The organism is Frigidibacter sp. MR17.14, assembly GCF_037095735.1.
Taxonomy (GTDB): domain Bacteria; phylum Pseudomonadota; class Alphaproteobacteria; order Rhodobacterales; family Rhodobacteraceae; genus Frigidibacter.
The window spans coordinates 314,429-336,691 of record NZ_JBAWKD010000003.1 but is presented as its reverse complement, the minus strand read 5'-3'; the positions used below and the strand labels follow the sequence as shown (position 1 = coordinate 336,691).

General features: G+C 69.7%; 21 protein-coding genes. 11 read left to right on the top strand and 10 right to left on the bottom strand.

The window, feature by feature from the left end:
• Window positions 1-31 precede the first annotated feature (31 nt).
• Window positions 32-1,222 carry a phosphoglycerate kinase gene (locus tag V8J36_RS10290; RefSeq protein WP_336467201.1) on the bottom strand — a complete coding sequence of 397 codons (1,191 nt, stop codon included), beginning with the start codon at window positions 1,220-1,222 and terminating at the stop codon, window positions 32-34.
• Between the two features lie 167 nt (window positions 1,223-1,389).
• On the opposite strand from V8J36_RS10290, the gene V8J36_RS10285 reads away from it, so the two are divergent.
• The 3 genes from V8J36_RS10285 (at window position 1,390) to V8J36_RS10275 (ending at window position 3,943) form a co-directional block, all read left to right on the top strand.
• Window positions 1,390-1,893 carry a peptidylprolyl isomerase gene (locus V8J36_RS10285; RefSeq protein ID WP_336467200.1) on the top strand — a complete coding sequence of 168 codons (504 nt, stop codon included), beginning with the start codon at window positions 1,390-1,392 and terminating at the stop codon, window positions 1,891-1,893.
• Window positions 1,883-2,455: a peptidylprolyl isomerase gene (locus tag V8J36_RS10280; RefSeq protein ID WP_336467199.1), complete on the top strand. Its 573-nt coding sequence runs from the start codon at window positions 1,883-1,885 to the stop codon at window positions 2,453-2,455. The genes V8J36_RS10285 and V8J36_RS10280 overlap by 11 nt, the downstream gene beginning before the upstream one ends.
• 177 nt (window positions 2,456-2,632) lie before the next feature.
• Window positions 2,633-3,943 (top strand): VPLPA-CTERM sorting domain-containing protein, encoded by a 1,311-nt coding sequence (locus tag V8J36_RS10275; protein ID WP_336467198.1) that lies wholly within the window; start codon window positions 2,633-2,635, stop codon window positions 3,941-3,943.
• A 79-nt stretch (window positions 3,944-4,022) separates the two neighbouring features.
• On the opposite strand, the gene tyrS is transcribed toward V8J36_RS10275, so the two are convergent.
• Entirely contained in the window at window positions 4,023-5,273 is a 1,251-nt protein-coding gene (gene tyrS, locus V8J36_RS10270; protein ID WP_336467197.1) for a tyrosine--tRNA ligase, read from the bottom strand.
• 148 nt (window positions 5,274-5,421) lie between these two features.
• Here tyrS and V8J36_RS10265 point away from each other — a divergent pair, with 148 nt between their 5' ends.
• Both V8J36_RS10265 and adh read left to right on the top strand, forming a co-directional pair.
• On the top strand, window positions 5,422-6,522 hold the full coding sequence (locus tag V8J36_RS10265; RefSeq protein WP_336467196.1) for an anhydro-N-acetylmuramic acid kinase: 1,101 nt from the start codon (window positions 5,422-5,424) through the stop codon (window positions 6,520-6,522).
• Between the two features lie 659 nt (window positions 6,523-7,181).
• The gene (gene adh / locus V8J36_RS10260; RefSeq protein ID WP_336467195.1) at window positions 7,182-8,708 is read left to right on the top strand and encodes an aldehyde dehydrogenase; all 1,527 of its coding nucleotides are present in this window, start codon (window positions 7,182-7,184) and stop codon (window positions 8,706-8,708) included.
• Between the two features lie 414 nt (window positions 8,709-9,122).
• Here adh and V8J36_RS10255 read toward each other — a convergent pair whose 3' ends face one another.
• A complete protein-coding gene (locus tag V8J36_RS10255) occupies window positions 9,123-9,548 on the bottom strand; it encodes a cupin domain-containing protein (RefSeq protein WP_336467554.1) in 426 nt (141 codons plus the stop codon).
• Between the two features lie 71 nt (window positions 9,549-9,619).
• Between V8J36_RS10255 and V8J36_RS10250 the strand changes: the two genes are divergently transcribed.
• Together V8J36_RS10250 and V8J36_RS10245 are read left to right on the top strand one after the other, a co-directional pair.
• The gene (locus tag V8J36_RS10250) at window positions 9,620-10,705 is read left to right on the top strand and encodes an NAD(P)/FAD-dependent oxidoreductase (protein ID WP_336467194.1); all 1,086 of its coding nucleotides are present in this window, start codon (window positions 9,620-9,622) and stop codon (window positions 10,703-10,705) included.
• Window positions 10,706-10,731: 26 nt separating this feature from the next.
• Window positions 10,732-12,177 carry a protein adenylyltransferase SelO gene (locus V8J36_RS10245; protein WP_336467193.1) on the top strand — a complete coding sequence of 482 codons (1,446 nt, stop codon included), beginning with the start codon at window positions 10,732-10,734 and terminating at the stop codon, window positions 12,175-12,177.
• 150 nt (window positions 12,178-12,327) lie between these two features.
• Here V8J36_RS10245 and V8J36_RS10240 read toward each other — a convergent pair whose 3' ends face one another.
• A complete protein-coding gene (locus tag V8J36_RS10240; protein WP_336467192.1) occupies window positions 12,328-13,017 on the bottom strand; it encodes a hypothetical protein in 690 nt (229 codons plus the stop codon).
• Between the two features lie 77 nt (window positions 13,018-13,094).
• Between V8J36_RS10240 and V8J36_RS10235 the strand changes: the two genes are divergently transcribed.
• From V8J36_RS10235 to eno, 4 genes are all read left to right on the top strand, one after another.
• Window positions 13,095-13,802 carry an endonuclease/exonuclease/phosphatase family protein gene (locus tag V8J36_RS10235; RefSeq protein WP_336467191.1) on the top strand — a complete coding sequence of 236 codons (708 nt, stop codon included), beginning with the start codon at window positions 13,095-13,097 and terminating at the stop codon, window positions 13,800-13,802.
• Window positions 13,803-13,933: 131 nt separating this feature from the next.
• The gene (locus V8J36_RS10230) at window positions 13,934-14,362 is read left to right on the top strand and encodes a Fur family transcriptional regulator (RefSeq protein WP_336467190.1); all 429 of its coding nucleotides are present in this window, start codon (window positions 13,934-13,936) and stop codon (window positions 14,360-14,362) included.
• A 12-nt stretch (window positions 14,363-14,374) separates the two neighbouring features.
• Window positions 14,375-15,298 carry a DMT family transporter gene (locus V8J36_RS10225; RefSeq protein WP_336467189.1) on the top strand — a complete coding sequence of 308 codons (924 nt, stop codon included), beginning with the start codon at window positions 14,375-14,377 and terminating at the stop codon, window positions 15,296-15,298.
• Window positions 15,299-15,330: 32 nt separating this feature from the next.
• Window positions 15,331-16,608 (top strand): phosphopyruvate hydratase, encoded by a 1,278-nt coding sequence (gene eno, locus V8J36_RS10220; RefSeq protein ID WP_336467188.1) that lies wholly within the window; start codon window positions 15,331-15,333, stop codon window positions 16,606-16,608.
• A gap of 160 nt (window positions 16,609-16,768) precedes the next feature.
• Here eno and V8J36_RS10215 read toward each other — a convergent pair whose 3' ends face one another.
• From V8J36_RS10215 to glmS, 6 genes are all read right to left on the bottom strand, one after another.
• On the bottom strand, window positions 16,769-17,296 hold the full coding sequence (locus V8J36_RS10215; protein WP_336467187.1) for an SRPBCC family protein: 528 nt from the start codon (window positions 17,294-17,296) through the stop codon (window positions 16,769-16,771).
• Window positions 17,289-17,663 carry an ArsR/SmtB family transcription factor gene (locus V8J36_RS10210; protein ID WP_336467186.1) on the bottom strand — a complete coding sequence of 125 codons (375 nt, stop codon included), beginning with the start codon at window positions 17,661-17,663 and terminating at the stop codon, window positions 17,289-17,291. Before V8J36_RS10210 ends, V8J36_RS10215 begins: the two co-directional genes overlap by 8 nt.
• 116 nt (window positions 17,664-17,779) lie before the next feature.
• Window positions 17,780-18,781 (bottom strand): GTP 3',8-cyclase MoaA, encoded by a 1,002-nt coding sequence (moaA, locus tag V8J36_RS10205; protein WP_336467185.1) that lies wholly within the window; start codon window positions 18,779-18,781, stop codon window positions 17,780-17,782.
• Window positions 18,782-18,861: 80 nt separating this feature from the next.
• Window positions 18,862-19,674, bottom strand: a complete 813-nt coding sequence (locus tag V8J36_RS10200) for a class I SAM-dependent methyltransferase (RefSeq protein ID WP_336467184.1) — start codon at window positions 19,672-19,674, stop codon at window positions 18,862-18,864.
• Between the two features lie 116 nt (window positions 19,675-19,790).
• A complete protein-coding gene (locus V8J36_RS10195) occupies window positions 19,791-20,450 on the bottom strand; it encodes a DNA alkylation repair protein (protein ID WP_336467183.1) in 660 nt (219 codons plus the stop codon).
• Complete coding sequence (gene glmS, locus V8J36_RS10190) at window positions 20,447-22,261, bottom strand: glutamine--fructose-6-phosphate transaminase (isomerizing) (RefSeq protein WP_336467182.1); 1,815 nt, start codon at window positions 22,259-22,261, stop codon at window positions 20,447-20,449. The genes V8J36_RS10195 and glmS overlap by 4 nt, the downstream gene beginning before the upstream one ends.
• Between the last annotated feature and the right edge of the window lie 2 nt (window positions 22,262-22,263).

The window sequence follows — 22,263 nt, the reverse complement described above, 5'->3', positions numbered from 1 at the left end:
GGCGGCGGACCGCCGCCCGAAGGCTGTCGCCTCAGGCGTCCAGCGCCGCCACGCCGGGCAGGTCCTTGCCCTCCATCCATTCGAGGAAGGCGCCGCCCGCCGTCGAGATGAAGGTGAAATCGGCCGCGGCCCCGGCCTTGTTCAGGGCCGCTACCGTGTCGCCGCCGCCGGCGACCGAGACGAGCTGACCGGCCTTCGTCAGCTCGGCCGCCTTCGCCGCCGCGGCATTGGTGGCGGCATCGAAGGGCGCGATCTCGAAGGCGCCGAGCGGGCCGTTCCAGATCAGCGTCTTGGCCTTGCCGAAGACCATCGCGATATGCGCCACGCTTTCCGGGCCCGCGTCGAGGATCATCGCATCGGCCGGGCAGGCCTCGGCGCTGACCGTCTGGTTCTCGGCGCCTGCCTTGAACTCGCGCGCCACCACCACGTCGATCGGCAGGATGATCTCGCAGCCCGCCGCGGCGGCCTTCTCGAGGATCTCGGTCGCGGTCGCGGCCATGTCGCGCTCGGCCAGGCTCTTGCCGACCTCGATGCCCTTGGCGACGAGGAAGGTGTTCGCCATGCCGCCGCCGATCACCAGATGGTCGACCTTGCTGACGAGGTTGCCCAGCAGGTCGAGCTTGGTCGAGACCTTGGCCCCGCCCACCACCGCCACCACCGGGCGCACCGGGTTGCCAAGTGCCGCGTCCAGCGCCTTCAGCTCTTCCTCCATCAGCCGGCCGGCGCAGGCCGGGCGCAGCTTGGCCAGCCCCTCGGTCGAGGCATGGGCCCGGTGCGCGGCCGAGAAGGCGTCATTCACATAGACATCGCCCAGCGCGGCCAGCGCGGCCGCCATCGTCGGGTCGTTCTTCTCTTCGCCGGCGTGGAAGCGGGTGTTTTCCAGCAGCAGGACCTCTCCCGGCTGCAGCGCGGCGACGGCGGTCTTGGCCGGGCCGCCGATGCAGTCCTCGGCGAATTTCACCGGCACGCCCAGCGCGGCTTCCAGCGCGGGCAGGGTGACCTTCAGGCTCATCTCCGGGACGACCTGGCCCTTCGGACGCCCGAAATGCGCCAGCAGCACCGGCTTGCCGTCCTTGGCGAGGATGTCCTTCACCGTCGGCACGATCTTCTCGATGCGGGTGGCATCCGTGACGCGGCCGTCCTCGACCGGCACGTTGATGTCGACCCGGACCAGAACGGTCTTGCCGGCAAGATCCATGTCGTCGAGCGTTTTCCAGGCCATGCGCCTCTCCTCGGGAATGCTGTCGTGTTCACGGACCCTTGTGGCCCGCGCGCCGGGCAATGGGAAGCCGATCCTCGCCATTTCGTCAATCTCGGCCCGGAATTGCAGCTTCCCCTTCGCGAGTGGCCCGATTAGGGTCCGCCCGACCTGAAGGAAGGGAGCCGACAATGGCCGACATCAAAGACCCCGAAAACACCATCATCCTCACGCTCAAGGACGGTGAGGTGGTCATCGAACTTCTTCCCGAGATCGCGCCGAAGCATGCCGAGCGCATGAAGGAGCTTGCCCGCGCCAAGGCCTATGACGGCGTGGTCTTCCACCGCGTCATCGACGGCTTCATGGCCCAGACCGGTGATGTCGAGCATGGCAAGGACCCGTCGAACCTGCGCCGCGCCGGCACCGGCGGCTCGGACCTGCCGGACCTGCCGGCCGAATTCTCGAACATCCCGCACGACCGCGGCACGCTGGGCGCCGCGCGCTCGCAGAACCCGAACTCGGCCAACAGCCAGTTCTTCATCAACTTCAACGACAACCACTTCCTGAACCGCCAGTACACGGTCTATGGCCGCGTCATCTCGGGCATGGAATTCGTCGACAAGATCGTGCGCGGCGAGCCGCCGGCGACCCCCGACACCATGATCACCGTGCGGGTGGCGGCCGATGTCGCGTAAGCTCGCGCTGGCCGCGGCGCTGGCCGCGCTGGCCTCGCCCGTCCTCGCTGCCGAGGACGGCCCGGGCCCGAACCTGGTGATCGAGGTCGACGGCTCGGCCAAGGGCGAGATCGTCATCGACCTGCTGCCGGACCTCGCGCCGAAGCATGTCGCGCAGATCACCGCGCTGGCCAAGGAAGGCGCCTATGACGGCGTGGTCTTCCACCGCGTGATCGAGGGCTTCATGGCCCAGACTGGCGACGTGGAATACGGCAAGCACGGCAACGACACCTCGCGCGCCGGGATGGGCGGCTCGTCCAAGCCCGACCTGCCGGCGGAATTCTCGCGCGAGACCTTCGACCGCGGCGTGGTCGGCATGGCGCGGTCGCAGAACCCGAACTCGGCCAACAGCCAGTTCTTCATCATGTTCGCGCCGGGTCCGTTCCTTGACGGCCAGTACACGATCGTCGGCCATGTCGTGAAGGGCATGGACGTGGTCGATGCGATCAAGAAGGGCGACCAGGCCGCCAATGGCGCCGTGGACGATCCCGACTACATGGCCAAGGTCACCGTCGCCGAGTGACGGCGCAGACCTGCACCGAAAAGGCGGCGGTCCGGGCTCCGGGCCGCCGTTTCCGTTTGTGAAACGCTGCGTTCGCCCCGATCCGGGCGAAAACGTGGCGAAATCACGGCACTGTCACGGCGCTGTCATGCGGCCGACCTAGGCGGGGGGCGACAGACCTCCCCAAGGATCAGAGCCATGAAGTACCTTCTCCTCTCCGTCGCGCCCGCCGCCATGCTGCTGGCGATGCCCGCCGCCGCCGCGACCGTCTGCCCGACCGTCGGTTCGGTGACCACCTGCACCGGCGACAACCTCGGCGAGGTGAAGTTCGGCAAGACCGTCGGCGGCCAGACCGTGATCGTCACCGCCGGCGCGACCCTGACCAACACCGCCGATGACGCCGTGCGCATGCGCGGCACCGGCAACACGCTGATCAACAACGGCACCATCAACGGCGCCTACGACCAGGCCGATGGCGGCAGCGACGGCGTCGATGGCGGCGCGAACCTGACCGTCATCAACACCGGCACCATCACCGCCACCAACAAAGGCGTCGATGCCGAAGCGCTGAACGGCCTGACCGTCCTCAACTCGGGCACGATCTCGGCCTATGACAAGGCGATCCGCAACCAGAACGGCAACAACGCGGTGCTGGTCAACTCGGGCCTGATCCAGTCGGCCACCGACGAGGGCTTCGAGTCGGGCAACGACGCGCAGATCAACAACTCGGGCACGATCGTTGCCGGTGACGACGCGGTGCAGGTCGCACAGAACGGCCAGATCGTGAACTCGGGCACGATCCGCAACGTGATCTCTGACCCCGCGAACCTTCAGGATGCGATCGACATCGACTCGGGGCTGATCATCAACACCGGCGCGATCATCGCCGAGGGCAGCGCCGGCATCGACTTCGACGCGAATGTCGACAATGACGACGATCCGGAAACCACTCCGAACGCCGCCGGCATCGTCGTGAACGCGGGCCTGATCCAAGGAGCCGAGGCCGCGATCGAAAGCGATCCGCGCGCGATGGGCGTGCAGACCATCTACAACAGCGGCAGCCTTGTCGGGACGCAGGGCACCGCACTGATGCTCTGGGGCGGCGACGACGCGCTGATCCTGCAGGCTGGCGGCTCGATCACCGGTGACAGCTTCTTCGGCACCGGCGCCGACCAGCTGGTCTTCGAGGCCACCTTCGCCGGCGAAAGCTTCGGCCTCTTCGATGGCGGCCTCGATGCCGATACCGACACCGTCAGCTTCGCCGACTACCTGTTCAGCGACTTGACCTCGCTCACCCTGCTGGATGACGTGTTCTCGCTGACCTTCTCGGATGCGTTCAGCCTGTCGCTGACCAACTGGGATCTCTTCACCTTCGCCGACGCCCGCTACGACCACGCGCAGTTCGCCGCGGCCGCCACGACCCCGGCGCCGGTGCCGCTGCCGGCCGCGGGCTGGCTGATGCTGGCGGGCCTTGGCGGCATCGCCGCCCTGCGCCGCCGCAAGGCCTAAGAAAAAGCCCGGGGGGATCTCTCCCCCCCGGACAGTTGTAGCGTGTGTGCTGGGGGGCCTTCGGGCCCCCCGTTTCCATTCAGCCCAGCGTCACCAGCGCGTGGCGCTTCTTGCCGGCCGACAGCTTCACCGGCTCGGCCAGATCGCCCGCGGCGAACATGCGGCCCGCGTCGGTCTCGGCCGCGTCGTTCAGCTTCAACCCGCCCTCGGTGATCAGCCGCTTGGCATCCTTGCCGGACTTCGCGAGGCCCGAGCGCACGACAAGCTGCGCAAGGCTGATGCCCTCGCCGACCTCGTCCGCCGACAGCGCCAGCGTCGGCAGGTCGTCCCCGATCCCGCCCTTCTCGAAGACCTCGCGCGCGGTGGCCTCGGCGGCCGCCGCGGCCTTGGCCCCGTGCAGCAGCGTCGTCACCTCGCGGGCAAGGATGATCTTGCCCTCGTTGATCTCCGACCCCTGCAGCGCGCCGATCCGCTCGCACTCGTCCAGCGGCAGCTCGGTGTAAAGCTTCAGGAACCGGCCCACGTCGGCATCGGTCGAGTTGCGCCAGAACTGCCAGAACTCGTAAGGGCTCAGCATGTCGCCGTTCAGCCAGACCGCGCCATTGGCCGACTTGCCCATCTTCTTGCCGTCGCTCGTCGACAGCAGGTGCGAGGTCAGGCCGAAGATCTGGTTGTCGGCGACGCGCCGGGTCAGGTCGATCCCGTTGACGATGTTGCCCCACTGGTCCGAGCCGCCCATCTGCAGCAGGCAGCCATAGCGGCGGTTCAGCTCGAGGAAGTCGTAGGCCTGCAGGATCATGTAGTTGAATTCGAGGAACGACAGCGACTGCTCGCGGTCGAGCCGCGATTTCACGCTTTCGAACGACAGCATCCGGTTGACGCTGAAATGCCGGCCGATGTCGCGCAGGAACTCAAGGTAGTTCAGCCCGTCCAGCCACTCGGCATTGTTCAGCATCAGCGCGCCGTTCGGGGCGTCGCCGTAATCGAGGTAGCGGGCGAAGACCTGCTTCAGCCCGTCGATGTTGCGGTCGATCGCGGCATTGTCCAGCAGCGGGCGTTCCTCGCTGCGGAACGAGGGGTCACCGACCTTGGTCGTGCCGCCACCCATCAGGGTGATCGGCTTGTGCCCGGTCTTCTGCAGCCAGCGCAGCATCATGATGTTCAGCAGGTGGCCGACATGCAGCGACGCCGCCGTGGCGTCATAGCCGATATAGGCCGGCACCACGCCCGAGATCAGCGCCTGGTCGAGCGCCTGCAGATCGGTGCAGTCGGCCATGTAGCCGCGCTCGATCATGATCGAGAGGAAGTCGGATTTCGGATGCCAGCTCATGATAATGGTCCTTCGGGTCACACCCCTGCGGGTGGCGATGCTGTAACGCCCGCGTCCCCGCGCATCAAGGCAAAGCATCGGCGCCTTGCCCCCAGAGGGCGGGCCGGTGCAGTGTCGCGGACGGGACCGGCGGGTGGAGAGGGCGGCAATGAGAGGCAACGGCGCGATCTGGGCGCTTGGCACGATGTCGGGCACCTCGCTCGACGGGGTCGACGCGGCGCTGCTCTTGACCGACGGCGAAGAGATCGCGGGCTTCGGCGAGAGCGGCTATCGGCCCTATTCAGAAGCAGAGCGCGCGGTGATCGCCGCGGGGCTGGGGCGCTGGCCGGGCGAGGTGGGCGTGCTCGATGCCGCCGAGGTGGTCGAGACGGCGCATGCCGAGCTTATGTCCGGCATCGCGGGGGCCGAGCTGTGCGGCTTCCACGGCCAGACGCTGGCCCATGACCCCGCCGGACGCGGCACCCATCAGGCTGGCGACGGCGGCGTGCTGGCCGAGGTGCTGGGCCTGCCCGTGGTCTGGGATTTCCGCAGCTCGGACGTGACGATGGGCGGGCAGGGCGCGCCGCTGGCGCCCTTCTTCCACTTCGCGCTCGCTCGGCTGATCGGGGCCGACCGGCCGGTGGCCTTCCTGAACCTCGGCGGCGTCGGCAACCTGACCTGGATCGACCCCGCCGCCCGCGCGCCCGAGGCGCCGGGCGCGCTGCTGGCCTTCGACACCGGTCCGGCCAATGCCCCGATCGACGACCTGATGCGCCGCCGCCGGGGGCTGTCGCGCGACGAGGGCGGGGCGCTGGCCGCGACCGGCACGGTGGATGAAGAGATCTTCGCCGCCTTCCTCGACCACGGCTATTTCCTGAAGATCCCGCCGAAATCGCTCGACCGCAACGATTTCCACGCCGGGCTCTCGGCTGTCGAACGGCTGTCGGATGCCGATGCCGCCGCGACCCTGACCGCCGCCGCCGCGGCCGCCGTCGCCCGCGGGGCCGAGCATTTCCCGGCCCCGGCCTCGCGCCTGCTGGTCGGCGGGGGCGGGCGGCACAACCCGGTGATGATGGCGATGATCGCGGCACAGCTCGACTGCCCGGTCGAGCCGGTCGAGGCCGCAGGCCTCGACGGCGACATGCTCGAGGCGCAGGCTTTCGCGCATCTGGCGGTGCGGGTGCTGCGCGGCCTGCCGACCTCGGCCCCCGGCACCACCGGCGTGCGCGCCGCGGTCGGCGGCGGCCGGATCAGCCGCCCCGGCGCCTGAGACGCGCGCGGCTGGTCCGCTGTTCGGGTGCCGTCCACCACGACGGGCTCTCGCTGTGATCAGGTCAGGCGCCCCTTTGCGCCGCGGGAGCCCCAGATCCGAAGACTGCGGTTGGCAGGCAGGAGCCGGACCGGAAACGCCGGGGGAGGCGCGCGCTGCCGTCGGCGCGGCTGATCTGCGGTCCAGGTGCGGGCCGCTATGACAAGCGCGTGCTGAGATCAGGGCAAGGCCCCTTCGTGCCGCGGGAGCCGACGACGATCTGACGGCGGTGGTCGGCAGGCGGGGCCGGCTGGAAACGCCGGGACGGGCGGGCGCGGCGGCGATGGCGGCCTGCGTCGTCGCGGACTGCGCTCTGGTGCCATCCGGTCGTGTCCCCATCCCGGCGAACCGGCGCAGGCGCGGCGGCTCCCGGCCGCCCCATGACGACGCCGGCCCGGCCTGTCCGCATCCGCCACAAGCGGCCGGACCGGCGCGGCGGGTGTCCGCGGCGCGGCTTGCGGCCTTCGCACCCGCAGCAATTCCGGTTTCCGCGCGCGCACCTGTCTCAGCCGCGAGACAGTCGGCCCCACGGCGCCCGGCCCCCCGGCTATCGCGGCGGAACCGCCCCCGGCATGCTCCTCCCATCAGCCCCGAGGAGGGGGCGACCACAGGAGGATGACATGGCCAACGACATGGCGAGCGAATTCCGCGGCGTGATGACGGTTCCGTTCCGCCCGCGCTACGACAACTTCATCAACGGCGAATTCCGCGCGCCGAACGCCGGCCGCTACTTCACCAACACCACGCCGATCACCGGCCTGGCCTGTGGCGAGATCGCCCGCTCGGACGCCTCCGACATCGAGGCCGCGCTCGACGCCGCCCATGCCGCGAAGGACAAGTGGGGCCAGACCTCGGTCACCGAACGCTCGAACATCCTGCTGAAGATCGCCGATCGCATGCAGGAGAACCTCGAACTGCTGGCCACCGCCGAGACCTGGGACAACGGCAAGCCGATCCGCGAGACCCGGGCCGCCGACATCCCGCTGGCCATCGACCACTTCCGCTACTTCGCCGGCATCGTCCGCGCGCAGGAAGGCACGATTTCCGAGATCGACCACGACACCGTGGCCTATCACTTCCACGAGCCGCTGGGCGTCGTCGGCCAGATCATCCCGTGGAACTTCCCGATCCTGATGGCCGCCTGGAAGCTGGCGCCCGCGCTTGCCGCCGGCAACTGCGTGGTGCTGAAGCCCGCGGAACAGACCCCGGCCTCGATCCTGGTGCTGGCCGAGCTGATCGCCGACCTGCTGCCGCCGGGCGTGCTGAACATCGTCAACGGCTTCGGCCTGGAAGCCGGCAAGCCGCTGGCCTCGAGCCCGCGGATCTCGAAGATCGCCTTCACCGGCGAGACCTCGACCGGCCGGCTGATCATGCAATACGCCTCGGAAAACCTGATCCCGGTCACGCTCGAGCTGGGCGGCAAGTCGCCGAACATCTTCTTCAAGGATGTCTGCAACGAGGATGACGACTTCTTTGACAAGGCGATCGAAGGCTTCGTGATGTTCGCGCTGAACCAGGGCGAGGTCTGCACCTGCCCGTCGCGCGCCCTGATCCACGAGTCGATCTACGACCGCTTCATGGAACGCGCCATCAAGCGCGTCGAGGCGATCAAGCAGGGCGACCCGCGCGATGCGGCGACGATGATCGGCGCCCAGGCTTCGAACGAGCAGAAGGAAAAGATCCTCGGCTATCTCGACATCGGCCGCCAGGAGGGCGCCGAGGTCCTGACCGGCGGCTCCGCCTCGATGCTGGGCGGCGAGCTGGACGGCGGCTACTACATCAAGCCGACGGTCCTGCGCGGCCACAACAAGATGCGGGTCTTCCAGGAAGAGATCTTCGGGCCCGTGGTTTCGGTCACCACCTTCAAGGACCACGAAGAGGCGCTGTCGATCGCCAATGACACGCTCTTCGGCCTCGGCGCCGGTGTCTGGAGCCGTGACGCGAACACCTGCTACCGCTTCGGCCGCGCGATCAAGGCCGGCCGGGTCTGGACCAACTGCTACCACGCCTATCCGGCCCACGCGGCCTTCGGCGGCTACAAGCAGTCGGGCATCGGGCGCGAGACGCACCGCATGATGCTGGACCACTACCAGCAGACCAAGAACATGCTGGTGAGCTACGCCACCTCGAAGCTCGGCTTCTTCTGATCCCGTCCCAAATCCTCCCCGGAGGACGGGACCAAGGGGGCGCGCTCCGGCCTGGCCGGGGCGCGCCCCTCGTATCTTCCCTGCCCGAACTGGCCGCGGTCCCGCGCGGCCTTCGGCCCGTCACCGTCAGATCGGGCACCGGCGCCCTTGATCGGGCCCGGCCTGCGGTTGACGCAGGATCTCGCCCCGAAGGCGCCTGAGTCCTTCGCAGGCGAAGGGGCGCCGAAAGGGCCTGAAGGCGGAGACAGTCCACAGGATTGTCCGTGCGGGCCCCGTGACCGATCCGCACCTGACAGCCAGCGCCGGTCGACGTCCCATGATCTTGGGACCGAACCCTGCGACCTTCAGCCCTCAGCCGGACCTTCCGCACGCAGCCTTTCGGGGGTGCCGCTGGCGGGTGCTGCGCCGATGGCGTCAGCCCGGTATCTCGAAACCCTCGGGTGCCAGCTCGAATCCCGCGAAGTCGAAGCCCGGCGCCACCACGCAGGACACCAGCACATGCCCCGCCTCGGGCGCGGCTGCCTGCCAGTGACCGGCGGGCACCACCAGCTGCGGCGCCTCGCCGGCGGCGATGTCGCCGCCCAGCCGCCGGGTCAGCGCCGGCCCCGCGTCCGTCTCGGCCACCGACAGCGCCAATGTCCCGCCGCGGTGCCACAGCCAGACCTCGGCCGCATCGACCCGGTGCCAGTGGCTGCGCTCGCCCGCCTTCAGCAGGAACAGGATCGCCGTCCCCGCCGCCCGTGCACCTTCCGCCGCCGCCGCCCGCCAGGTCTCGCGGTACCAGCCGCCCTCGGGATGCGGCTGCAACTCCAGCGCAGCGATCAGCGCCTCGGCCTCGATGTCATCCATGGGTTTCCCTCGGCCTCCGCATCGGTCAGTGTCGCGCCGATCTTCCCCGGACGGAGCCCGCCATGCCACAGCAAATCCTCGTCATCGGCGCAGGCCTGATCGGCGCCGCCCTCGGTTTCCGGCTGTCGCAGGCCGGGGCGCAGGTGACGCTGATCGACATGGGCGCCATCGGCGGCGCCACCTCGGCCCGCAGCTTCGGCTGGATCAACGCGAACGCCCCCGACACGCCCGAGTATTTCGCGCTGCGCTGCGAGGCGCTGGCCGCCTGGCGCCGCCTTGATGCAGAGCTGGGCGGGATCGGGCTGTCGGGGCAGGGCACGCTGACCTGGTATGCCGGCGACTGGTCGACCGAGGCCGAGATCGCGGCCGTCACCCGCCACGGCCCCTATGCCGCCCGCGTCGTGGACCGCGACGAGTTCGCCCGGCTGGAACCCGCGCTGGCCGATCCGCCCGAGGTCTCGGTCCTGACCTCGGACGAGACCGCGCTCGACGGACGCGCCGCGGCCGAGCGGCTGGTGGCCGAGGCCGCGCGGCTGGGCGCACGGGTTCTGAACGGCGCCGCGGTCGAGGGGCTGGTGGAAGAGGGCGGGCGGATCACCGGCGCCCGGACCGGCTTCGGCACCCTTCGGGCCGATCACGTCGTGCTGGCGACCGGCACCGCGACCGGCCGGATCCTCGAAGGGCTGGGCATCCGCCTGCCGATGGACAACCGCCCCGGTTTCATCCTGCACAGCCGCCCCGTCGCCCCGGTCCTGAACCACATCCTGCTGACGCCCGAGGTCCACCTGCGGCAAGAGCCCGACGGGCGCATCGTGGCGGGCGAGGTCTTCTTCGGCGAGGGGCCGAATTCGGCCGAGATGACCACCGATCCGCTGGGCTTCGGCGACCGCCTGCTGGCCGCGATGCGGGTGCGGCTGCCGGGCGTGGCGATCGAGCCGCTGCGCGCGATGCTCGGCACCCGCCCGATGCCCGCCGACGGTTTCCCGGCGGTGGGCGAGGTCGCGCCGGGGCTTTCGGTCGTGACCACCCATTCCGGGGTGACGCTCTCGGCGATCCTCGCCGAGAGCCTCGCGGCAGAGATCCTGCGCGGCGAGGCGCAGCCGCTGCTCGCGCCCTACCGCCCCGGACGTTTCGACGGCTGGACCTGACCGGCGCGGATCCCCATATTCGCCCCATGACCCTGCACATTCCCTTCGACAATTCCTATGCGCGGCTTCCGGGCCGCTTCTTTGCCCGCCAGAACCCGGTGGGCGTCGCGGCGCCCGGTGCGCTGGCGGTGAACGCGGGGCTTGCCCGGGCGCTCGGCCTCGATCCGCAGGCGCTGGCCGGGCCCGAGGGCGTGGCGATGGTCGCGGGCAACCTCGTGCCCGAGGGCGCGGAACCGCTGGCGCAGGCCTATGCCGGGCACCAGTTCGGCGGCTGGAACCCGCAGCTGGGCGACGGGCGGGCGATGCTGCTGGGCGAGATCGTGGCACCGGCGGAGGGGCCGCTGGCGGGGCGGCGGTTCGACCTGCAGCTCAAGGGCTCGGGCCCCACGCCGTTCTCGCGCCGCGGCGACGGGCGCGCCTGGGTCGGCCCGGTGATCCGCGAATACATCGTGTCCGAAGCGATGGCCGCGCTGGGCGTGCCCACGACCCGGGCACTCGCCGCGGCCACGACGGGCGAGCCGGTGATCCGCGAGGGCCGCGCGCTGCCCGGCGCGGTGCTGCTGCGCGTGGCCTCCAGCCACATCCGCGTCGGCACCTTCCAGTTCTTCCACGCCCGCCAGGACCTCGAGGCCCTGCAGATCCTTGCCGAGTATGTCCGCGCCCGGCACTTCCCCGAGGCCCGCACCCCGCGCGCGCTGCTCGACGCCGCCGTCGCCGCGCAGGCGAACCTCATCGCGCAGTGGATGGGCCTCGGCTTCATCCACGGGGTGATGAACACCGACAACATGGCGGTCTCGGGCGAGACCATCGACTACGGCCCCTGCGCCTTCATGGACGGATACCACCCGCAAACGGTGTTTTCCTCGATCGACGCCTATGGCCGCTATGCCTATGCCAACCAGCCGCAGATCGCGGTCTGGAACCTCGCGCAGCTTGCGACCTGCCTGCTGCCGCTCTGGGACAAGCCAGAGGCCGAGGCGGTGGAAGAGGCCACGGCCTCGGTCTATGCCTTCGCCGATCTCTACCAGCAGGCCTGGCTCGCCCGGTTCCGGGCCAAGCTGGGCCTCGTGACCGAGGAGGACGGCGATCTGGAACTGATCGAGGCGCTGCTGACCCGGATGGCCGAGGGCCGCGCCGATTTCACCCGCAGCTTCCGGGGCCTGGCCGAGGGCACGGCCCGCGACGAGTTCCTCGACCGCGGCGCCTATGACGGCTGGCACGCGGACTGGCAGGCGCGCCTCGCGCGCGAGCCGGCGGGCGCCGAGGCGCGCCTGCGCGCCGCGAACCCGGCGATCATCCCGCGCAACCACCGTGTCGAAGAGGCGATCGCGGCGGCGGTCGAGGGCGACCTCGCGCCGTTCCACGCGCTGAGTGCGGCGCTGTCGCAGCCCTTCGACGTTGCGGTGGACAGCCCCTTCCGCCTTGCACCGCTCGAGGATCAGCGGGTGCTCAGGACCTTCTGCGGCACTTGATGGTAAGGGCGGGGGGCGCTGCCCCCCGGGACCTTCGGTCCTCCCCCCGGGATATTTGGGCCAGTGCGAAAGCTGTATTTCTCATTGGTTCAAATATCCCGGGGGTGAATGCGGCGTCAGCCGCAGAGGGGGCAGCGCCCCCTGCCTGGATCACTCTCCACGCCGCGCGCGGCGGCGGCTGCCGCGCAGGCGGCGGAACCGGTCGCGGTTCAGCATGACGAACTGGCCCAGCACGTTGGTGAAGCCGCCAAGCTCGCGCCCCTTCAGGAACAGGAAGCCGCAGGCCGCGCCGAAGCCGCCGCCGACCACGTCGACGATCAGGTCGCCCATCGTGTCCATCAGGCCGGACTTCTGCATGTTCAGCCCGAAGGCCTGGTCCATCGCGAATTCGAAGATCTCCCAGACCGCGCCGATCGTCACCGCCACGCAGAAGGCCATGAACCCCATCGCCCAGGCCGGCGCCGCGTAGCGGTCGCCCTCGAACAGCATGAAGACGAAGAGGAACCCCATCAGCCCGAACCCCAGTGCCGAGCCGCCGTGCATCACCACGTCCCACCAGGCGTAGCGGTGGTAGAAGTCGAAGGCCTCGCCCAGGAAGATCGTGGCATAGATGAAGGCGACGATGCCGACGATGAAGGGCATCGGCAGCCGCACGCCCAGCCGGCGCACCAGCACCAGCGGTGCGACCGAGGCGCCGAAGGTCGCCAGCGCCACGAAGGCCAGCGGCCACTGCCGTTCCCACAGCGCGAAGATCACCGCCAGCCAGAGGCTGGCCCAGATCGCCTGCACGGCATAGGGCTGGGCGCGGAATGCCCCCTTCAACTGCAGGAACCTTTGCATCCCACCTCCGTTCCTTCCCCAAGATCCTGACCGGAAACGTCGCTTTCCAGTCATCCCTACACGGCTATAGTCCCCAGATGCAGATCCGCCTCGCCAGTTACAATATCCGCAAATGCCTTGGCATGGACCGCCGGCGGCTTCCGGCCCGCACGCTCGACGTGGTCAACGCGTTGTCGGCCGACGTGATCGCGCTGCAGGAGGTCGATCGCCGGCTGGCCCCGCGCCCCTTCGCGCTGCCGCCCGAGCTGATCGCGGCCGAGACCCAGCTTCGCCCCGTCGCCATCGCCCCCAATCCCGAAAGCCTCGGCTGGCACGGCCAGTCGATCCTGCTGCGCCGCGGCCTGCACGCGCTGGCCGTCGACCGCATCGATCTGCCCTCGCTGGAACCGCGGGGCGCGATCGCGGTCGAGATCGCCGGTGACGACGGCCTGCCGTTCCGGGTCGTCACCGTGCATCTCGCGCTGATGCGGCACTGGCGGCGCCGTCAGCTGGCCGCGCTGCGCGCCCGGCTGGACACGGCCGCGCCGATGCCGACGATGATCCTTGGCGATTTCAACGAATGGTCCGGCCGCGGCGGCATGGAACCGCTGGCCGAGGCCTTTCGCGTCCATGCCCCGGGGCGCAGCTACCCCGCGACGCAGCCGATGGGCCGGCTCGACCGGGTGGCGCTGTCGCAGGGCGTGCACCTGCTGGGGGCGGGCGTGCTCGACACGCCGCTGGCGCGCGTCGCCTCGGACCACCTGCCGGTCTGGGCCGACGTCCGGCTGGAACCGGTCGTGGCGTGAGCCTGCGCGCCGGCCTCTTCCCCGGTCCGGCGATTGCGGCTACACCGCCCGGACCGGCAACGTGATGACCGGCAACGTGACGACCGGCAGCGTGACGACCGGCAGCGTGACGAAAGGTGGGGGGCAGGGCCATGGGCCATGACGGCGACAGCCAGTCGATCATCGCGCGTTGCGAGGCCAAGGGCCTGCGCCTGACCGAGCAGCGCCGGGTCATCGCCCGCGTCCTCGAGGAATCGCCCGACCACCCGGATGCCGAGGTGCTTTACGCCCGCGCCTGCGCCATCGACCCCCGGATCTCGCTGGCGACGATCTATCGCACGGTGAAGCTCTTCGAAGAGCGCGGCATCCTCGAGCGGCTGGATTTCGGCGATGGCCGCGCGCGGTTCGAGGATTCCACGCGCGAGCATCACGACCATCTCATCGACATCTCGACCGGCAAGGTGATCGAGTTCGTCGATCCCGAGATCGAGGCGCTGCAGGAGAAGATCGCCCGCAAGCTCGGCTACCGGCTGACCGGGCACAAGATGGAGCTGTACGGCGTGCCGCTCAGGAAGGGCTGAGGGTCCGGTATCATGGACAACCTGCGCGGCATCCTGCTGATGGTGGCCTCGATGGCCTGCTTCGCGATCGAGGATGCCTTCCTGAAGGCCGCCGCGGCCGGGCTGCCGCTGGGCCAGCTGATCTTCGTGAACTGCGTGGCCGGCATGCTGGTCTTCGGCACGCTGGCCCGGCTGCAGGGGCGCGCGCTCTTCGCCCGCGGCGCCTGGGGCGGCATGGCGCTTCTGCGCAATACCTCTGAAATCTTGTCGAGCTTCAGCTACATCACCGCGCTGGCGCTGATCCCGCTGTCGCTCGCCTCGGCGATCCTGCAGGCCTCGCCGATCCTGATGACGCTCTTCGCGGCGCTGTTCCTTGGCGAAATGGTCGGCTGGCGGCGCTGGTGCGCGGTCGCGGCAGGCATGGCCGGGGTGCTGGTGATCCTGCGCCCGGGCACCGAGGCCTTCCAGCCCGAGGCGATCTGGGCGGTGGTCAGCGTGCTCGCCCTCACCGTGCGCGAGCTTGCGACCCGCCGCGTCTCGCCCGAGGTCGGCGGCATGCAGATCGCCTTCTCGGCCTGCGCGATGCTGACCGGGCTGGGCGCGGTGATGATGGCCTTCGAGGGCGGCCCGGTGATGCCCGACGCGGCCGAGGCGGGCCTGCTTCTGGGCGTCGTCGCCAGCGGAACGCTGGGCTATGGCGCGGTGATCGCCGCCGCCCGCACCGGCGAGATCGCCGTGGTCACGCCCTTCCGTTACAGCCGGCTGCTCTTCGCGCTGGTCATCGGCGCCGTGGTCTTCGCCGAACGGCCCGACGCGCTGACGCTTCTGGGGGCGGGGCTGATCATCGCCTCGGGGCTCTACACCCTCGCCCGCGAGCGCAAACGGCGGAAAATGCTAGCGCAAATAGCGGTTCCCACCACTTCCCTCGCCCCGCCGGTCAGGCTAGACAAGCCCTGACCCTACGCCAAGACCCCCACCGGAGGACGGCCATGAGCACCATTATCGACATCCACGCGCGCGAAATCCTCGACAGCCGCGGCAACCCGACCGTCGAGGTCGACGTCACGCTGGAAGACGGCACCATGGGCCGCGCCGCGGTGCCCTCGGGCGCCTCGACCGGCGCGCATGAAGCGGTCGAGAAGCGCGACGGCGACAAGTCGCGCTATCTCGGCAAGGGCGTGCTGGAAGCCGTCGAGGCGGTGAACGGCGAGCTGGCCGAGAACCTCGTGGGCGAGGACGCGACCGAGCAGGTCGCCATCGACCGGATGATGATCGAGCTGGACGGGACCCCGAACAAGGCCCGCCTTGGCGCGAACGCGATCCTCGGCGTCTCGCTGGCCGTGGCCAAGGCCGCCGCCGACTACACCCAGCAGCCGCTCTACCGCTATGTCGGCGGCACCGCGGCCCGCATCCTGCCGGTGCCGATGATGAACATTATCAACGGCGGCGAGCATGCCGACAACCCGATCGACATCCAGGAATTCATGATCATGCCGGTCGCCGCGGAGAACATCCGCGACGCCGTCCGCATGGGGTCGGAAGTCTTCCACACGCTGAAGAAAGAGCTTTCGGCCGCGGGCCTCTCGACCGGCATCGGCGACGAGGGCGGCTTCGCGCCGAACATCTCGTCGACCCGCGCGGCGCTCGACTTCATCCTGAAGGCGATCGAGAAGGCCGGCTACGCCCCGGGCGAAGAGATCTATCTGGCTCTCGACTGCGCCTCGACCGAATACTTCAAGGGCGGCAAGTACGAGATGAAGGGCGAGGGGCTGTCGCTGACGGCCGCCGAGAACGTCGACTATCTGGCCAAGCTCTGCGCCGACTACCCGATCATCTCGATTGAGGACGGCTGCGCCGAGGATGACTGGGAGGGCTGGAAGCTTCTGACCGACACCATCGGCAACAAGGTGCAGCTGGTGGGCGACGACCTGTTCGTGACCAACCCCAAGCGCCTGGCCGAGGGCATCCACCGCGGCGTCGCGAACTCGATGCTGGTCAAGGTCAACCAGATCGGCTCGCTGACCGAGACGCTGCAGGCCGTCGACATGGCCCACCGCGCCCGCTACACTAACGTCATGTCCCACCGCTCGGGCGAGACCGAGGACGCGACCATCGCCGACCTCGCCGTCGCCACGAACTGCGGCCAGATCAAGACCGGGTCGCTGGCGCGCTCGGACCGGCTCGCGAAGTACAACCAGCTGATCCGCATCGAGGAAATGCTGGGCGAGACCGCGGAATACATGGGCCGCGGCATCCTGAAGGCCTGAAGCCTTCCGATCGGATGAACAGGGGCGCGACCTTCCGGGGGCGCGCCTTTTTCATGCGCTGCGCCGGAAACAGGGTCGGGGGGCCAGCGTGGCCCCCACTGCCATTGGTCCTCGGACGGATGGCGGACCGATGGCAGTCCCCCCGGCTCGGGCGCCTTTGTCAGCCCGCGAAGCGGATTTCATAGGTTGCACGAAGCGCGCCCCAGCTCGGCCAGAAGCGCGGCGGGGTGCGGCCCTCGGCCACGGCTTCGAGGATGTCGAGATGCGTGTGCCAGCCGGCCGCCGTGGAGAGCAACGAGCTGCGCTTCTCGACGCGGGCATGGGTCACGGTCAGCAGCACCCGGTCGCCACGTGGGGCGAGGTCGAAGGTGACGCCGCCCGAACCCGCCCAGGTGAAGCCCAGCCGGTGCGGCGGCTCCCATGCGGTGATCGTGCAGCTCATCCGGTTCTCGGCGGGCACGCCCTCGGGGCGTTCGGCGGGCGGCGGCGCGAGCTCGTCATTGCGCCAGACCAGCTCGGCCTGTCCGCCGACCCGCGGCTCCATCGGCCCGTCGGCCAGCCATTTCGCGCGCAGCGCGGGCTCGGTCAGCCAGGCCCAGACCCGCTCCAGCGAGCCGGGCAGAAGCCGCTCGATGCGCAGCGTCTGCTCGGCATCGCAGCTGGCATGGCGGTCGATCGCGTCAGTCATCGTCGTCCTCCGTCTTCGGTTTGGCAGGGGCAGGCGTGATCTCCTCGGCGCGCAGAAGCTCTTCCAGCCGGTCGAGCCGGCCGGTCCAGAACCGCGCGTAGTCGTCAAGCCAGCCGTGGGCCGCTCCCAGCGCCTCGGGCGCCAGCCGGCAGCTGTGCGTGCGCCAGCGGATCTCGCGGGTCAGCAGGCCCGCATCCTCCAGCACCCGCACATGTTTCGACGCCGCGGCGAGCGAGATCGCATGCGGCGCGGCAAGCTCGCCCACCGTCTTCTCGCCCTCGGCCAGCGCCGCCAGCATCCGCCGCCGCGTCGCGTCGCCAAGGGCGTGGAAGATGGCATCGAGCCGGGGGATCTGTTGTTCAACCATGCCGTTGAATGAAGCGCATCGCGCTGCGTCAGTCAACCGAGTCATTGAATGAAGCGCGCGAAAACGAAAACGCCCGCCTAAGGGGCGGGCGTCGGGATCGGCGTGAGGCGAGCGGATCAGCCGCCGGTATGGCTCATGTGCCGGGGCATCTGGCCGCGGACCTTGCCCCGGGAATAGTCGAAGTCATGCCCCTTGGGCTTGCGCAGGATCGCGTCGCGGATCGCGGCTTCCAGAGCCGCGTCGTCGGCACTGGCCCGCAGCGGCGCGCGCAGGTCGGCGCGGTCTTCCTGCCCCAGGCACATGTACAGCTCGCCGGTGCAGGTCACCCGCACCCGGTTGCAGCTTTCGCAGAAATTGTGGGTCAGGGGCGTGATGAAGCCGATCTTCTGGCCCGTCTCTTCCAGCCGGACATAGCGCGCCGGCCCGCCCGAACGCTCGTCGCTGTCGATCAGCCGGAAGTGCTCGGCCAGCTTCGCGCGCAGGTCGAGGATCGGCCAGTACTGGTCGAGCCGGGTCTCTTCGCCCATCTCGCCCATCGGCATCACCTCGATGAAGGTCAGGTCGTGCCCCTCGCGGCCGCACCATTCGACCAGCGTGAGCAGCTCGTCCTCGTTGAAGCCCTTCAGCGCCACGGTGTTGATCTTCACCCGGATGCCGGCGTCCTTCGCGGCGTCGAGCCCTTCGAGCACCTGCTGCAGCCGGCCCCAGCGGGTGATCTCGGTGAATTTCGCGGCATCGAGCGTGTCGAGCGAGACGTTGATCCGCCGGATCCCCGCCGCCGCCAGATCGCCCGCATATTTCGCAAGTTGGCTGCCGTTGGTGGTCAGCGTCAGCTCGCGCAGCTCGCCCGAGGCGAGATGGCGCGACATGCCCTTGAAGAAATGCAGGATGTCGCGGCGCACCAGCGGCTCGCCCCCGGTGATGCGCAGCTTCTGCACGCCCAGCCGGATGAAGGTCGAACAGAGCCGGTCGAGTTCCTCGAGCGTGAGCAGGTCGCGCTTGGGCAGGAACTGCATCTGCTCGGCCATGCAATAGGTGCAGCGGAAATCGCAGCGATCCGTCACCGAGACGCGCAGGTACGAGATCGGGCGGGCGAAGGGATCGATGAGACAGGCCATGATGCGATGAACCTATGCCTCGCCCCCCGGTGCCGCAAGGGGCAGCCGGCCGAGTTTCGTCACCCGCGCCGGGCGGGCGTTCAGGGCGCCACAGCCTCGGCCACCAGCGCCGACATCCGGCCGCGGATCGGATGCTCGCCCAATCGCGCAGCAAGCTCGGCGGCGATCGCGGCCCGCACCTCGTCGAGGGTGGGTCCCGGCCGCGCCTCGATCTCCAGCTTCAGGGGCGACCCGTGGCACTGGGCAAAGGCGAAATCGTCGGCGGTCTCGGCCTCGCTGGTCAGGTCCAGACGCTCGATCGCGACGGTCTCGAACCCCGCGTCGCGCAGGTCCTCGGCGATCTGCTCGGGGTCCGAATAGCCGAAGGGCGTGCGGGCCAAGAACAGCGGCGGGTCCTGCGGATACAGGCGGACCAGCGTCTCGACCGCTATGGCCGAGAACTGGTTGCGTGCCAGCGCCCCCCAGCTGTTGAACACGAGCCGCCCGCCCGGGCGCATCACGCGGCGCAGCTCGGCATAGCCGCGGACCCGGTCGGGGAAGAACATCACGCCGAATTGGCAGAGCACGGCATCGAAGACCGCGTCGTCGAAGGGCAGGGCCAGCGCATCTGCCGCCTGCCAGTGCAGCCGCGGATCGCGCAGGTGCATCCGCGCCCGGTCCAGCATGGCGGCATTCAGGTCGGTGACGTCATAGCGCGCCCAGCCCGGCAGCAGCGGCAGCAGCGCGCGCGTCACCGCGCCGGTGCCCGCCGCGACCTCGAGCACGCGCTCGGGCGCCTCGCGGGCGACACGCGCCGCGAGGTCCTGCGCATAGCCATCGAACAGGATCGGGACGAGCGCGCGGTCATAGACCTCGGGGATCGAGCCCTGAAAGCTGGAATCAAGGATCGTCATGGGGAACCTCCCAGAAAGGCTCACCCACTCATTATACCAGTTTTGCGATCCCTTGTCAGCGCTTGTGGAAATCGGGTCCGGACGCGACCGGGCCGCCGCCGGCCACGGCCCGGCGCTCAGTCCTCGGCGCCGGGGGCGTCGGGGTCGGGCGCCTCGCCGGCATCCGGCCGCGGCTTCGGCTGCGAGGCCTCGCGCGCCGCGTCGCGTTCGCCCTCGCGCGCGCTGCGCCACAGGTCGGCACGGGCCGCGTCATGGCGGGCCAGGGCCGCGACCCAGGCCTCGGCCGCGGGCCGTGTCGCGCGGGTGGCCCACAACAGCGCCGCCCAGTCGAGCACCGTTTCGCGGATCGCGAGATCCTCGTCCTTGGGGAAGGCCATCTTCGCGAAGGGCAGGGTCATCGCCAGCGCCGTGCGCCGCGGCTCCAGCGCCGGGTGGTCGATCAGGTCCGCCAGCTCGACCAGCCGCGAGGGATCGGCCGCCAGCCGCCGCTCGCCGGCCTTGGCCACCGCCTGCGCCACCGCGCCCTCCGCCAATGCCTGAGGCTCTCCTGCCCAGTCGAGGATCAACGCCCAGACCTCGTCATCCTCGGCGATCCGGGCCTGGGTCAGCAGCTTCGCCGCCGCGATCCGCGGCCGGGTCTCGCCGGTGTCCCACAGTTGCGCGGCCAGTTCGATGCGCTCTTCGACGGCCACATCGGCGCGCCAGTCGCGCACCAGCAGGTCGAGCGCGGCCCCGTCCAGCCCCTGAAGGGCGGTCATCGCATCGTCAAAGGTCATTCCACGGTCACCGACTTGGCAAGGTTGCGGGGCTGGTCCACGTCGGTCCCCTTGGCGACGGCGGTGTGATAGGCCAGCAATTGCGCCGGCACCGCATAGAGAATGGGCGCGATCAGGTCCGGGCAGGAGGGCAGCGTGACGCTGGCCCAGGTGCCGTCGCCGGCGGTGCGCACGCCCTCGGCATCCGACATCAGCAGAACCATGCCGTGGCGCGCCATCACCTCCTGCATGTTCGACACCGTCTTGTCGAACAGCTTGTCATGCGGCGCCAGCACCACCACCGGCACCATCCGGTCGATCAGCGCGATCGGCCCGTGCTTCAGTTCGCCCGATGCATAACCTTCGGCGTGGATGTAGCTGATTTCCTTCAGCTTCAGCGCACCTTCCAGTGCCAAGGGATAGAGCGCTCCACGGCCCAGGAACAGCACGTCCTGCGCCTCGGCCAGCCGTCCGGCCAGCCGCGCGATCTCGTCCGAGGCGCCAAGCGCCTGGTTCATCAGCCCCGGCAGCGCGCGCAGGCTTTCCAGATGCGCGGCAAGACCCGCCGCATCCAGCCGCCCGCGATCCACCGCCGCCTTCAGCGCCATCATCGCCAGCACCGTCAGCTGGCAGGTGAAGGCCTTGGTCGAGGCGACTCCGACCTCGACCCCGGCATGGATCGGCAGCGCGATGTCGCTTTCCCGCGCGATCGACGAGGTCGGCACGTTCACCACCGACACCACCTTCGCGACCTTCTCGGTCACGTAGCGCAGCGCGGCCAGCGTGTCCGCCGTCTCGCCCGACTGGCTGACGAAGACCGCCATCGAGGCGGGCGACAGCGGCGGCTCGCGATAGCGGAACTCGGACGCGATGTCGGTCTCGCAGGGGATGCCCGCCAGCGTCTCGAACCAGTATTTCGCCACCATGCAGGCGTAGGAGGCGGTGCCGCAGGCCACCAGCATCAGCCGGTCGACGCCGGTGAAGTCCAGCGTCTCGGGCAGGTCGATGCCGCCGTCGCGCAGGTAGCGGTTCAGCGCGTCGCCGATCACCACCGGCTGCTCGGCGATCTCCTTCATCATGAAGTGCTTGTAGCCGGCCTTCTCGATCCGGGTCGCATCGACCTGGATCCGGCCCATGTCGCGGTTCGCCCGCGCCCCGCGCGCGTCGAAGATCTCGACGCCGGCACGGGTGACGAAGGCGTGGTCGCCCTCTTCCAGATAGGTGATCCGGTCGGTCATCGGCGAGAGCGCGATCGCGTCCGAGCCCACGAACATCTCGCCGTCGCCATGCCCGATCGCCAGCGGCGAGCCCTTGCGGGCCGCAACCAGCAGGTCCTCTTCGCCATCGAACAGGAACAGCAGCGCGAAGGCGCCCTCCAGCCGGGCCAGCGTCGCCACCGCAGCCGCGCGCGGGGTCATCCCGCGGTCCAGATGCAGGCGCGTCAGCATCGCCACCGTCTCGGTGTCGGTCTGGCTTTCGGGGGTCAGCCCCGCGGCGGCCAGTTCCTCGCGCAGTTCGCGGAAGTTCTCGATGATGCCGTTGTGCACGACCGAGACCGGGCCAGAGCGGTGCGGGTGGGCATTGGTGACCGTCGCCGCGCCATGGGTGGCCCAGCGGGTGTGGCCCATGCCCGACTTGCCGGCGAGCGGCTCGTGCACCAGCAGGTCCGACAGGTTGATCAGCTTGCCCACCGCCCGCCGGCGGTCCAGCCGGCCATGGTTCACCGTGGCGATCCCGGCCGAGTCGTAGCCGCGGTATTCCAACCGCTTCAGCGCCTCGAGGATGATCGGCGCGACCTCATGGGTTCCCAGAACCCCGACAATTCCGCACATCT

Bases quoted from the DNA above. Each gene is read 5' to 3' on its own strand.
- V8J36_RS10290 (WP_336467201.1), bottom strand. From the start codon at position 1,222: ATGGCCTGGAAAACGCTCGACGACATGGATCTTGCCGGCAAGACCGTT.
- V8J36_RS10285 (WP_336467200.1), top strand. From the start codon at position 1,390: ATGGCCGACATCAAAGACCCCGAAAACACCATCATCCTCACGCTCAAG.
- V8J36_RS10280 (WP_336467199.1), top strand. From the start codon at position 1,883: ATGTCGCGTAAGCTCGCGCTGGCCGCGGCGCTGGCCGCGCTGGCCTCG.
- V8J36_RS10275 (WP_336467198.1), top strand. From the start codon at position 2,633: ATGAAGTACCTTCTCCTCTCCGTCGCGCCCGCCGCCATGCTGCTGGCG.
- tyrS (WP_336467197.1), bottom strand. From the start codon at position 5,273: ATGAGCTGGCATCCGAAATCCGACTTCCTCTCGATCATGATCGAGCGC.
- V8J36_RS10265 (WP_336467196.1), top strand. From the start codon at position 5,422: ATGAGAGGCAACGGCGCGATCTGGGCGCTTGGCACGATGTCGGGCACC.
- adh (WP_336467195.1), top strand. From the start codon at position 7,182: ATGGCCAACGACATGGCGAGCGAATTCCGCGGCGTGATGACGGTTCCG.
- V8J36_RS10250 (WP_336467194.1), top strand. From the start codon at position 9,620: ATGCCACAGCAAATCCTCGTCATCGGCGCAGGCCTGATCGGCGCCGCC.
- V8J36_RS10245 (WP_336467193.1), top strand. From the start codon at position 10,732: ATGACCCTGCACATTCCCTTCGACAATTCCTATGCGCGGCTTCCGGGC.
- V8J36_RS10240 (WP_336467192.1), bottom strand. From the start codon at position 13,017: ATGCAAAGGTTCCTGCAGTTGAAGGGGGCATTCCGCGCCCAGCCCTAT.
- V8J36_RS10235 (WP_336467191.1), top strand. From the start codon at position 13,095: ATGCAGATCCGCCTCGCCAGTTACAATATCCGCAAATGCCTTGGCATG.
- V8J36_RS10230 (WP_336467190.1), top strand. From the start codon at position 13,934: ATGGGCCATGACGGCGACAGCCAGTCGATCATCGCGCGTTGCGAGGCC.
- V8J36_RS10225 (WP_336467189.1), top strand. From the start codon at position 14,375: ATGGACAACCTGCGCGGCATCCTGCTGATGGTGGCCTCGATGGCCTGC.
- eno (WP_336467188.1), top strand. From the start codon at position 15,331: ATGAGCACCATTATCGACATCCACGCGCGCGAAATCCTCGACAGCCGC.
- V8J36_RS10215 (WP_336467187.1), bottom strand. From the start codon at position 17,296: ATGACTGACGCGATCGACCGCCATGCCAGCTGCGATGCCGAGCAGACG.
- V8J36_RS10210 (WP_336467186.1), bottom strand. From the start codon at position 17,663: ATGGTTGAACAACAGATCCCCCGGCTCGATGCCATCTTCCACGCCCTT.
- moaA (WP_336467185.1), bottom strand. From the start codon at position 18,781: ATGGCCTGTCTCATCGATCCCTTCGCCCGCCCGATCTCGTACCTGCGC.
- V8J36_RS10200 (WP_336467184.1), bottom strand. From the start codon at position 19,674: ATGACGATCCTTGATTCCAGCTTTCAGGGCTCGATCCCCGAGGTCTAT.
- V8J36_RS10195 (WP_336467183.1), bottom strand. From the start codon at position 20,450: ATGACCTTTGACGATGCGATGACCGCCCTTCAGGGGCTGGACGGGGCC.
- glmS (WP_336467182.1), bottom strand. From the start codon at position 22,261: ATGTGCGGAATTGTCGGGGTTCTGGGAACCCATGAGGTCGCGCCGATC.